The organism is Candidatus Thiothrix phosphatis (genome assembly GCF_035668035.1).
GTDB lineage: Bacteria > Pseudomonadota > Gammaproteobacteria > Thiotrichales > Thiotrichaceae > Thiothrix > Thiothrix phosphatis.
The window spans coordinates 24,829-36,299 of the sequence record NZ_JAYMYJ010000132.1 but is presented as its reverse complement, the minus strand read 5'-3'; the positions used below and the strand labels follow the sequence as shown (position 1 = coordinate 36,299).

Below are 11,471 nucleotides of genomic sequence, written 5' to 3'. Positions count from 1 at the left end.
CTTAGTGGACTTTTGGCACTGGTTTCAACACACCTTCTGAATGCCTGCTGCGCGCTCCAGTTCCCGTCAGTGACGCACTGGCGTCGGTTGTAAACACCCGGCAGGCAATCCCACCTGCATCCGGTGTCATTTCTGTCGTCATCGCCACACCTTTCAACGGGGGGCAGCCTTCTTCCTCGCCCATCGCAGTTTGGCCTGCCGCATTGATGCCACTGATGTTCTCGGCGAAGTTGGATAATTGCAGCACCTTGACTTTATCCTTGCTGTATTCAGATGGAGAGGTTCCGGATTGTGCCGTCTGCATCACGTTATACAGGCTGATTGACCTGCGGAGCATGGTGTCCGCCCCTTCAAAGGTCAACATGTACATCATCTGGTTGCCAGCGATCTTATTGTCCACTGACGCCATACGGGTAGCTGCAAAACCAATCACAGTCAGGGTCAGCAAAATTACCATGCCCCATAACAGGACTGATCCACGTTGGTTTTTTCTGGTTATCGTTGCCATCCTGTCACCTTAATTACTCACTACATTACGCAAATGAATGACGGCTGTGTACACTGACCGCTGATACCGGTCATTAAGGGTCTGGGTCACATCCAGCACCTGATAGGAATGCGCTTCTGGGGCTGGTAAAACCGGGTCAATGGATCTGACCAACAGGCCAACCTTGATGCTGATGATACGTTGCCATTCCCCCGCCCCCACATTCGTGGCGTTGACATATTTGTCTACTGCGCCATCCGCATTAACATCCACCCCGTACATGAATTGGATATTTTCAATACCATTTACAATGGGTCTTTTGTACTGGTTGGTATTGGAGCCTACACCGTATAGGATTGGTATCAAACTCCCTGCAGAGTCGCGGCTTGCCCCATCATCATCGACATGGAAAGCGTTATAAATCAGTGAATCTTGCAAACTTGGAGAACCCTCAAAACAAGCAGAAGGCAGGACTCCACTCAATACATCGGTAAACAGTGTTTGATCACCTATAAAGCGAATGCTTACCGCATCACCATAACGATTAAGGGCATCTTGAGTAGAACTTTGTTTAAGGGCAGTCAAAGCCCTTGCCTGAACGGTGCCACATCCGCCCGCAACAGGATCGGGATCACCATTAACATAAAAATAGCCGCCGATTGACTCCAAAGGCAATTTGGAAGGCGTGGCGTAACCAGCATGTTCAAGGTGCTTGCTGAGGGCATTCAAGGCCACGCGCGCGTTTTCATCCATCATGGAAAGCTGGTCGCGAGTCTGATAATTACGCTTGCTGCTGAGATATACAGTTCCAACCCCCGCAACCAACACCAGACTGACCATCATGGCAATCATCAGTTCAATTAATGATAAACCCCGTTGTTTATTGTAGATTTTCATATCGCATCCCTAAATGGTGGCCATCAACCTGATATTGAACGCTTCCACACCATCAGCATCACCATCAAAGTCCCCCCCTTTCTTGGTGGCGTTCCGTTCATTCCACTGCAGATTGACTTGCACCCCTCCATGGCAATCGCCAGTTGGGCAGGTTACCTGCAACTGCCCCCCCATCAGAACATTATTGACACCGCTGCCCAGACCATCGCCGCACATGATGTTATGCAAGTCATAAGTCGCTACCTGAACCCCAGTGCAGTCTGTATCTGTAGAACAATTCTTGGCTAACCCATTACCACAATAATCGGAGGAAGTTTGTGGATTAGCCAGTAGGTAGGCAGAGGCCGGGACAGGTCCAGAACCTGTCGTCATGCGAAAGAGTTCCTGTTTATTGGAGCGCATTCTCTCCAGCAAATCATGCACCAGCCAAGTCGCTTGCTGCATTTGATAGGAATTATGGGTTGTTTTCATGCTGGCGATTTGTAAGCCAGCAAGCCCTAACAGTCCGGCAGACAATACAACCGTGGCGATTAATACTTCCAGCAGACTCAGACCGGCCTGCTTACGAGGAATCTGTAAACGTATCGGCATAACGCCACCTGTTAGAATTATGATTATGGAGCCAAGTTAGACCCATTATACCGAAAATGAGAATCTATGAATAAATAATACAAATTATAGTGATAAGCTGCAATATTTGACGCATCAGCGGTAATGAGCTAAATAATTGACCATAAAAAAACCCCGGCTATACCGGGGTAAAAACTCTCAACTCATGACCAATTACGTAATTGCATTACCTTAACGGTCGTTGTCTATCCCATAATGGTTCATGAATAGATGCGAATTGCTTAATGAAACCTCATCGAAAACAGCGTATCCATAGTCGAGCGCACCCCCTGCTGACGCAACAGGCGTTCCAACTGCTTACCTAAGTCACCTAAATCCTTGCTATAGATAATTAATCCATCTAGCAGTAATTGTGCTGCATTACGCTCTTGCATTTTATCCCTCATAAAAATCCGTCTACTCATTTATAGATTCCCCTTTTCTGACCACACTAGCATCAACCCTCAGTTTAAATATAGTGCAAGAATAAATTTTCTGTGTTGTATTTCTGTTAGGATTACGGATAATCCATGAATTTAAGTATATTAACCAGTACTGATGAGTATGGCTACAGCAGAACTCCCCTCCCCCGAACCCCAGTTGATGTTCGTAGATGAACTGAACAGCTTACAAATCATGCAGTTACAACGGATCGTAGCAGAGGCTCATGGTTTGCCGCCTGTTTTCCACGATGCACTGAAATCCGGAATATCCGGCCCTGAACTGGCTATCATTCCAGCTGGACGTTTTGAAATGGGTTCCGAGCCGACCGAAACGGGACACCGACGGGAAGAAGCCCCCCGCCATCCTACCTTGATCCAGCGCCCCTTTGCTATCAGCATGTACCCGATAACAGGCGAAGAATTCAAACACTTTCGCAAGGACACGGAATGGTTCCTGCGTCCGGAACTGATCTGGCATGAAGGCCGTTACCCGGTTATCAATGTGCGCATGGAAGACGTCAAACTCTACCTCGCTTGGCTTTGCCTGCAAACTGGCCAGACTTACCGGCTACCTACCGAGGCGGAGTGGGAATACGCCGCCCGCGCAGGCACCACTACGCCATTCCATCAAGGCGAGGATGTAAGCTGTAAGGACATCCACTTCAACCCATTGTTTCCCTACAAGGAACAGCAGGAAAAACGCCGCTGGTACTTGCCGCGCTGTTTTCCCACCCCAAAAGCCAGCGAAGTCGGCATGCATGCGCCCAATGCCTGGGGACTGCATGACATGCATGGCAATGTGTGGGAATTCACTTCTGACCATTGGACCAGTTCACATCTGAACGCCAACCGTGACGGTAGCCCTTCCATCGGTGCAGACCCGTATTGGTACGTCACCAAAGGTGGGTCATGGTTTGACCCGGCGGAACGGGCAAGAAGCGCCGCACGGAAAAAACGCTATCTGGATGAAATGGACACCAATCTGGGATTCCGGGTTGTGCGGGAATTATAGGAATGGCATCTAACGGTCGAATTCCAGCGCCATGCCAGTTGGGGTTACATCCAGCAGACAGCCATCCCTCCACACCAGTTGCCCATTGACGATGGTGGCCGCAATGCTTGAGCGGAATTCGTAGCCATCGAATGGCGTCCAGCCACATTTGGACAGGCTATTGGCATGGTTTGCGAGAAAGGGCTTATCCACGTCAACCAATACCAGATCGGCCCAGTACCCTTCCCGGATGTAGCCGCGATCCTTGATATTGAACATTTGCGCAACAGCATGGCTGGTTTTTTCAGCAATAAACTCCAGTGTAAAAATACCGTCCTGATAGTGCTCCAGCACAGTTTGCAGCGCGTGTTGCGCCAGCGGCAAACCGGAAGGCGCTTTGAAATAACTGCTGTTTTGCTTTTCCTGCCAAGTATGTGGCGCATGATCGGTGCCAATCACATCCAGCCGCCCATCCAGCAACGCTTGAATGATACCGGCGCGATCCTCTGCTGTTTTAATTGCGGGGTTGCACTTGATAAGCGCACCTTTGCCAGCGTAATCCTCATCAGAAAAGTGCAGGAAATGTACGCAAGCCTCCCCTGTAATCCGCTTATCAGCCAATGCAGCATCAGAAAGCATTTCAGCCTCCCGTGCGGTGGAAACATGCAGGATATGCAGGCGTGTATTGCAACGTTTCGCCAACTCCACCGCCAACGCAGAGGATTTGTGGCATGCCTCCTCACTGCGGATGGTCGGATGGAGCGAAAACGGGATATCGTCACCGTAAATGCTGCGGTAGCTCTCCTCATTTTCCAGAATGGTCGGCGTATCTTCACAGTGAGCTGCGACCAGAATGGGCGAATAAGTGAATATCTGCTCCAACACATCCGGATCATCAACCAGCATACTGCCAGTAGACGCCCCCATGAAAACCTTTACGCCACAAGCATCTTGCGGGTTCAGTGCCTTGATCGCCTCAATATTGTCGTTGGATGCCCCCAGGTAGAAAGCGTAATTCCCCACTGAACGCCCTACCGCCAGCTGTTTTTTTGCATTCAGAATGTCGGCAGTCAACGTATTCGGGATGGTGTTCGGCATATCCATGAAACTGGTAATGCCACCCGCCGCCGCCGCCCGGCTTTCCGTCGCCATATCCCCCTTGTGGGTAAGGCCTGGTTCACGGAAATGCACCTGATCGTCGATCATCCCTGGGAACAAGTGACGTCCAGCGGCATCTAACACCTCGACTCCTGACGCTGATAAATTAGCCCCAATTGCCTCAATGCGCCCCTTACGAACCAATACATCAGCACTGACGACCCGCCCTTCATTAACCAAATTTGCATTGACAATCAATAAAGAACTCATGGGAGAGAATCTCCTTGAAATCAGGATTCCCGTTCAAGAATCAAAAATGTACAGGGATAGGGGTTCTGTGCGTCGGCTGGATGCTCAATACGCTCCGATTCACGCCATTGACCCTGATTATAGTCGGGGAAAAAAGTATCGCCCGTCAAAGCAACATCAATCAGGGTTAAATACAGACGATCAGCCTGCGGTAAAAAATATTGGTATACTTGCGCCCCGCCTGCAATCATGATTTCTGGAGCACCTGAAACCGCCGCTAACGCAGCTTCAGGTGAAGCGACCCGTTCAGCCCCAATAGGCCGAAAATCCGCAGTGCCTGAAAGCACCAAAGTGCGTCTACCGGGCAGGGCACAACCAATGGAATCCCATGTCTTTCGCCCCATAATAATAGGCTTACCTAACGTGTTGCGTTTGAACCATGCAAGGTCGATTGGCATATGCCATGGCATCTTGCCTTCTTGACCAATGACCCGCTGGTGCGCCATCGCGGCGATCAGAGACAACATCAATGCTATTACTTCACCACCCGCAAAGATGGACGCTTGGTTGGCTTGGTTGGGGGAGGTTCATCTTGATCCGTCGTTTCGGAAGATTTGTCTTCTGCCCCATCCATTTCATCGCTGACGCCATTCCCACTTATGGCGGCTAATGACACAGGGCCGGACATAGACGCCTCCGACATAAATGCATCCATGTGTTCTGCATATTCATCCGCCGGGAAACTGATGCCGTCCTGGGTTTCACGTGAATAAATCGCCATTACCGACCACATCGGCAACCAAATGGAAAACGCCTTGCCACCGAAGCGGGCGTTAAACGTCACTTCATCGTCCCGAATCATTAGATTGTTGGTGGCACTCATGCTGACATTCAACACAATATTGCCATCTTTGACGAACTGGCGCGGCACCATCACCTGATCAGAACGGGCATCCACCAAAATATGCGGCGTCATGCCATTGGCGACAATCCATTCATAAATAGCCCGCAACAGATATGGGCGTTTTGGGGTCATCTTGATAGGTTGATTGGACTGATTCATGGCCGAATGGACTTTTCCACCTTACTCAGGGACTGTTGGAAAGCATCGCGTGAAAATACCCGCTCCATATATTTCAGGATTGGCTTGCCCAGCTTTTCAGGAACATCGATGCCATATTTCGGCAACCGCCACAAAATTGGCGCAATGGTGCAATCGACCAGTGAGAATTCATCGCTCAGAAAATAGGGCTTGACGGAAAAAACTTCAGCCGCAGACAACACACTTTCGCGCAAAATCTTACGCGCCTGCGAAGAGGTCATGTCATCACCGTGCTCTATATCATGCACAAGCGAAAACCAGTCTTTCTCGATACGGAACAACGCCAACCGGGAGTGAGCCCGCGTCACAGGATCAACTGGCATCAATGGCGGATGAGGGAACCGCTCATCCAGATATTCCATGATAATGCGGGCATCATACAACACCAGATCGCGGTCAATCAGCGTCGGGGTAGTATTGTAAGGATTCAACTCCGCCAGCTCTTCAGGTTTATTGTCGGGATTGATATTCAAAATGTCGACGGTTATATCCTTTTCCGCCAAGACAATACGCACCCGATGGCTATCGGCGCAATCAGGCGCTGAAAACAATGTCATTACAGATCTTCGGCTGGAAAGCGAAGCCATATGAGCAGGACTCCCTGTACTGAAAACAAAAAAGCCACTCTATCTTACACTAGAGTGGCTTGGAGGTGTTATACCGGATAGGGATTAATGGACATCCTTCCAGTATTCCTTCTTCAGGAAGTAAGCAACAACTGCAAACAATCCCAAGAACAACAGGGTGAAAACACCATAGGTTTTACGGCTCAGTTTTGACGGCTCACCGACATATGCCAAGAAATTGGTGATATCGCGCGCCGTCTGATCATACTCGGCAGGCGTCATGCTGCCAGGCTTGACCAGTTTCAGCTCACAATGCTCAACCGCATGTTCACCTTCACCTTCCTTGACACATTCTTTTTCCTGTAGACCCTGCAAATCCCACAGGACATGCGGCATACCGACATTTGGAAACACGGTATTGTTCACACCCATTGGGCGGGTCGGGTCAACATAGAATGCTTTCAAGTAACTGTAAATCCAGTCAGGGCCACGGGAACGGCCAACCAACGTCAGGTCTGGCGGTGGAGCGCCAAACCATTCCGCCGCATCCTTTTGGGAGATGCCGTTTTTCATCAAGGCACCCGCTTTATCTAAGTCGCCATTGGCGTCACGGGTAAAAATCAGGTTTTTGGTCACCTGTTCATCCGTCAACCCCAAGTCTTTGGCCACGCGGTTATAGCGGCTGAAATTCAGGGAATGGCAGCCCATGCAGTAGTTGGCAAAATACTTCACACCACGTTGCAGGCTTGCTTGGTTATGGATATCAACATCCGCATGCTCCAGTTCCACCCCTTCTTCATTTGCCCACGCCGTATTGGCGACGGTCATCATCAGGGAAGCTGAAAGTGCGAACATTACACTTGCAATAAACTTTTTCATGTTGTCACACCTCAACCTGTTACACGTTCCGGAACCGGCTTTTCTTCGTTGCAGCTTGACTTGAAAGCAGGCAACAACAGGGTCAAAGCCAGATAACCCACTGGCCAGATGAACTGCTTGATCATCTGCGCAGTCGCTTCGGAATCACCCGGGGTATAACGGAACAAGAGGTCATAACCCAACACAACCGCCAACAGGATACCGAACCACATCACATATTTCGCCCTGGCAGGATAGCTGTGAATCCACAACACTGCGAAAAACATGAAGTAAATCTGGGTCATACGGGTACCCAACTCCTTGTAGGCTGGCGTTACAGGTTCAACGCCCATCCAACCCAACACCATGAACACAGCAGCAAACAGGATCAGGTTGATCTTGTGGGCATTGGTACGGTAGCGCCAGGATTTGATCGGGTTACGGTCAATCCAGGGGATCAGGAACAGCATGATGATTGCAGAGAACATCGCCACGGTGCCATACCAAGGGTCAGGAATAGCGCGCAAAACGGTATAGAACGGGGTGAAATACCAGACCGGCGCAATGTGCAACGGTGTTTTCAGCGCATTGGCTGGCTCGAAGTTGGGCTTCTCCAAGAAATAGCCGCCGCCATCCGGCGCAAAGAACAGGACAGCAAAGAAAGCGATCAGGAACACAACAACGCCCATGATGTCCTTGACGGAATAGTAAGGATGGAACGGGATGCCATCCGCAGGCGCAGTTTCACTCCAACGATTGCCTTTAGGGCCTTTCTTGATTTCAACGCCGTCAGGGTTATTGGAGCCAACGGCATGCAGCGCAACGATATGCACAAACACCAACGCAGGCAACACTAACGCAGGCAGGAAGAAGTGCAGCGCAAAGAAACGGTTCAGGGTCGCATCGCTCAACACGAAGTCGCCACGAATCCAGGTGGACAGCTCGCCGCCAATATAAGGGATTGTGCTAAACAGGTTAATGATTACCTGCGCACCCCAATAGGACATCTGCCCCCATGGCAGCAAATAGCCCATGAACGCAGTCGCCATCAGTGCCAGATAAATTGCCATCCCGATCAGCCAGATCAACTCGCGCTTGCCTTTGTAGGAGCCGTAAATCAGGCCACGGTACATATGCAGGTACACCACGATGAAGAACGCGGAAGCGCCTGTGGAATGCATATAGCGGATAAACCAGCCGCCCGGCACATCACGCATGATGTATTCCACAGAAGCAAACGCCAGCGTCGCATCTGGTTTGTAGTGGAATGCCAAGAACAGGCCAGACACGATCTGGATCACCAGCACCAGCATCGCCAGTGAACCGAAGAAATACCAGAAGTTGAAGTTTTTCGGCGCATAGTACTCAGCCAGATGCGCTTTCCACGTTTCCATCAGCGGGAAACGGTCTTCGACCCAGCCCAAAAGGCCAGTATAGTTATGTGCAGGACGCTCAGCCATTATGCCTTACCTCCGTTTTCACCAATCAGAATAGTGCTGTCGCTTTTGAAATAGTACGGAGGGACTTCCAAGTTGGCGCCAGCCGGTACATTCTTGAATACCCGCCCTGCCAGGTCGAAACGGGAACCATGGCATGGGCAATACCAGCCGCCTTTCCAGTCAGCGCCAAGATCCGCTGGAGCCAGTTCAGGCCGATAGGTAGGGGAACAACCCAGATGGGTGCAAATGCCAACCAACACCAAATATTGCTCCTTGCCTTTACGGGTACGGAACATATTCTTGGCGTATTCAGGCTGCTGTTTGATATTGTCGGAATTGGGGTCTTTCAAACGCTCCGCCAACCCTGGCAGACTATCCAGCATTTCCTTGGTTCGATTGACGATCCATACAGGCTTGCCACGCCAGATAACACGTAATAACTGACCCGGCTCCACTTTGCCCACAGACACCTCCACAGGAGCCCCGGCGGCAAGCGCGCGGGCACTGGGTGACCATGAAGCAAGGAACGGGGTCGCAATCGCTGCCGCACCTGCTGCGCCAACCACGGAAGTGGCGGCAATCAGGAAGCGGCGACGGCTTTTATCTACTCCAGAATTTGCCATCGTTTGCTCTCTCCCAAATAATCAAAACGTAACTGCCCGCCCCCGCTTGCGGCTGAATCCGTTTGCGAAAGCGTTAAATAAAATACATCGCCACATAGCAAATGCCCATATTAGCAAATGCTAAAAAACTCAGTAGGATGTCCGAACTTCTGACCAAAATCAAGCGAAAATACGGAGCGTGACACAACACCACCTGAGCCATTGATTTAAGTCATGATTCCCGTCTGTCCGGTCTCCTTCCAGACAAGCGCGGCAATGATAGCACAAAAAAGTCGAAATCTCCTGACTTATACGGGGTTATCCAAATCAAGAAAAACATGCTCCAGCCCGAACTGCGCCGCCAGATATTCCCCCAACGCCTTGACGCCATAACGCTCAGTGGCGTGATGACCAGCAGCAATGTAATGGATGCCATTTTCACGCGCGCTGTGCACCGTCTGTTCCGAAATCTCACCACTCAGGTAAGCATCCACGCCCAGCTCAAACGCCTGCTGGATATAGCCTTGCGCACCACCGCTACACCAAGCGATACGCCGGATGGGCTTATCGCCACCAGCGACCAACAACGGCTCACGCCCCAGCACCGCCTGCACCCGTTGGGCAAACGCCTCCAGCGTCTGCGGCTCGGGAAGAAAACCGATGTTGCCGACGCCTTGCAATTCGCGCTCATCCATCACGCCTTCAGTCTGAAGGCCAAGCAGTTTGCCGAGTTGCGCATTATTCCCAAGCTCGGGGTGTGCATCCAGCGGCAGATGGTAACCGAACAGGCTGATGTCATGCCGAAGCAAGGTGGCGATTCGGCGCTTTTTCATGCCACGAATGACCGGCGATTCGTTTTTCCAGAAATAGCCGTGATGCGTCAGAATGGCGTCTGCGTTCAGCTCAACCGCTGCATCCAGCAAATCCTGACTGGCGGTGACGCCGGTGACAATCCGCGTGACTTCCGCCCTGCCCTCAACTTGCAGGCCATTGGGCGCATAGTCGCGGAACTTGCTGATATTCAGCAGTTTGTTGAGATAACTCTCCAGTTCGCTGAGTTTCATAAAGCTGAAAGGATGCGCATGAATTCCGACATTTCCGCGTCCGTGCCGATCGTGATGCGCAGATATTCGTTGATGCGCGGCTTGTTGAAATAACGCACCAACACACCGTGCTGTTTCAGCTTCAGGTAGGTTTCTTCAGCATTGCCTGTAGGTGGACGGGCAAAAACGAAGTTGGCGGCGGAAGGCAGGACGGTGAACCCCAATGCCTGCAACCCTTGCACTGTTGATGCGCGGGTCGCCATGATTTTCTGACGGATAGCTTCGAAATACGCTTTGTCACGCATGGCGGCGGCCGCGCCGACAATCGCCATGCGCCCCAACGGATAGGAGTTGAAGGAGTTTTTCACCCGCTCCAACGCATCGACCAGATCACTGTGGCCGACAGCGAAACCTACCCGCAATCCGGCCAGCGAACGGGATTTGGAGAACGTCTGCACCACCAGCAGGTTCGGATATTGCGCAGTCAAGGGAATGGCGCTTTCACCACCAAAGTCAATATAGGCTTCGTCCACCACCACCACGGAACCATGGTTACGCTGCAACAGGGTTTCGATCGCATCCAACCCCACCGCCATACTGGTGGGCGCATTTGGGTTGGGGAAAATAACACCACCATTTTTGCCGCTGAAATTCGCCAAATCCAGGCTGAAATCAGCCTGCAACGGAACCTGTTTCACCTCAATCTGGTAGAGGTTGGCATAGACCGGATAGAAGCTATAACTAATGTCCGGAAACAGCAGCGGTGCATCGTGTTTGAGCAAGCCATGAAACGCATGCGCCAGCACTTCATCCGAACCATTGCCGACAAACACGTTCGCACGGGTCACGCCGTAGTGTTCGGCAATGGCGTCCTTGAGCGCATCGGCATTCGGATCAGGATAAAGGCGCAAAGTGCCGTCCGCAGCGGCGTGGATTGCTTCCAGCACCTTGGGCGACGGCGGGTACGGACATTCATTGGTGTTCAGCTTGATGTAGCGCTGGTCTTTAGGTTGCTCACCCGGCACATACGGGGCGAGCCCATGCACCAGTTGGCTCCAGTATTGGCTCATGCGTGCTTCCGGCATTG

14 protein-coding genes are annotated in these 11,471 nt (G+C 51.3%); 1 reads left to right on the top strand and 13 read right to left on the bottom strand.

The window, feature by feature from the left end:
* Position 1: 1 nt before the first annotated feature.
* The 4 genes from VSS37_RS15410 to VSS37_RS15395 form a co-directional block, all read right to left on the bottom strand.
* Entirely contained in the window at positions 2-508 is a 507-nt protein-coding gene (locus tag VSS37_RS15410) for a pilus assembly PilX family protein (RefSeq protein ID WP_324696631.1), read from the bottom strand.
* Positions 509-517: 9 nt separating this feature from the next.
* Positions 518-1,384 carry a PilW family protein gene (locus VSS37_RS15405; RefSeq protein ID WP_324696630.1) on the bottom strand — a complete coding sequence of 289 codons (867 nt, stop codon included), beginning with the start codon at positions 1,382-1,384 and terminating at the stop codon, positions 518-520.
* 9 nt (positions 1,385-1,393) lie between these two features.
* Positions 1,394-1,975 carry a type IV pilus modification protein PilV gene (gene pilV, locus VSS37_RS15400; protein ID WP_324696629.1) on the bottom strand — a complete coding sequence of 194 codons (582 nt, stop codon included), beginning with the start codon at positions 1,973-1,975 and terminating at the stop codon, positions 1,394-1,396.
* A 260-nt stretch (positions 1,976-2,235) separates the two neighbouring features.
* Positions 2,236-2,418, bottom strand: coding sequence for a hypothetical protein (locus VSS37_RS15395; protein ID WP_324696628.1), 183 nt, complete (start codon positions 2,416-2,418; stop codon positions 2,236-2,238).
* A 133-nt stretch (positions 2,419-2,551) separates the two neighbouring features.
* Here VSS37_RS15395 and VSS37_RS15390 point away from each other — a divergent pair, with 133 nt between their 5' ends.
* On the top strand, positions 2,552-3,448 hold the full coding sequence (locus VSS37_RS15390; RefSeq protein WP_324696627.1) for a formylglycine-generating enzyme family protein: 897 nt from the start codon (positions 2,552-2,554) through the stop codon (positions 3,446-3,448).
* A 9-nt stretch (positions 3,449-3,457) separates the two neighbouring features.
* Here the strand turns inward: VSS37_RS15390 and VSS37_RS15385 are convergent, their stop codons facing one another.
* The 9 genes from VSS37_RS15385 to hisC all read right to left on the bottom strand — a co-directional run bounded on the left by VSS37_RS15385 (position 3,458) and on the right by hisC (position 11,454).
* Positions 3,458-4,795: a dihydroorotase gene (locus VSS37_RS15385; RefSeq protein ID WP_324696626.1), complete on the bottom strand. Its 1,338-nt coding sequence runs from the start codon at positions 4,793-4,795 to the stop codon at positions 3,458-3,460.
* A gap of 20 nt (positions 4,796-4,815) precedes the next feature.
* Positions 4,816-5,301 carry a type 3 dihydrofolate reductase gene (folA, locus tag VSS37_RS15380; RefSeq protein WP_324696625.1) on the bottom strand — a complete coding sequence of 162 codons (486 nt, stop codon included), beginning with the start codon at positions 5,299-5,301 and terminating at the stop codon, positions 4,816-4,818.
* 8 nt (positions 5,302-5,309) lie between these two features.
* Entirely contained in the window at positions 5,310-5,837 is a 528-nt protein-coding gene (locus VSS37_RS15375; RefSeq protein ID WP_324696624.1) for a ClpXP protease specificity-enhancing factor, read from the bottom strand.
* Positions 5,834-6,463: a glutathione S-transferase N-terminal domain-containing protein gene (locus VSS37_RS15370; protein WP_324696623.1), complete on the bottom strand. Its 630-nt coding sequence runs from the start codon at positions 6,461-6,463 to the stop codon at positions 5,834-5,836. The genes VSS37_RS15375 and VSS37_RS15370 overlap by 4 nt, the downstream gene beginning before the upstream one ends.
* A gap of 84 nt (positions 6,464-6,547) precedes the next feature.
* Positions 6,548-7,321: a cytochrome c1 gene (locus VSS37_RS15365; RefSeq protein ID WP_324696622.1), complete on the bottom strand. Its 774-nt coding sequence runs from the start codon at positions 7,319-7,321 to the stop codon at positions 6,548-6,550.
* A gap of 11 nt (positions 7,322-7,332) precedes the next feature.
* The gene (locus VSS37_RS15360; protein ID WP_324696621.1) at positions 7,333-8,760 is read right to left on the bottom strand and encodes a cytochrome b; all 1,428 of its coding nucleotides are present in this window, start codon (positions 8,758-8,760) and stop codon (positions 7,333-7,335) included.
* A complete protein-coding gene (petA, locus tag VSS37_RS15355) occupies positions 8,760-9,362 on the bottom strand; it encodes a ubiquinol-cytochrome c reductase iron-sulfur subunit (RefSeq protein ID WP_324696620.1) in 603 nt (200 codons plus the stop codon). Before petA ends, VSS37_RS15360 begins: the two co-directional genes overlap by 1 nt.
* A gap of 287 nt (positions 9,363-9,649) precedes the next feature.
* A complete protein-coding gene (locus VSS37_RS15350) occupies positions 9,650-10,405 on the bottom strand; it encodes a Nif3-like dinuclear metal center hexameric protein (protein ID WP_324696619.1) in 756 nt (251 codons plus the stop codon).
* Entirely contained in the window at positions 10,402-11,454 is a 1,053-nt protein-coding gene (gene hisC, locus VSS37_RS15345) for a histidinol-phosphate transaminase (protein WP_324696618.1), read from the bottom strand. The genes VSS37_RS15350 and hisC overlap by 4 nt, the downstream gene beginning before the upstream one ends.
* Positions 11,455-11,471: the final 17 nt, after the last annotated feature.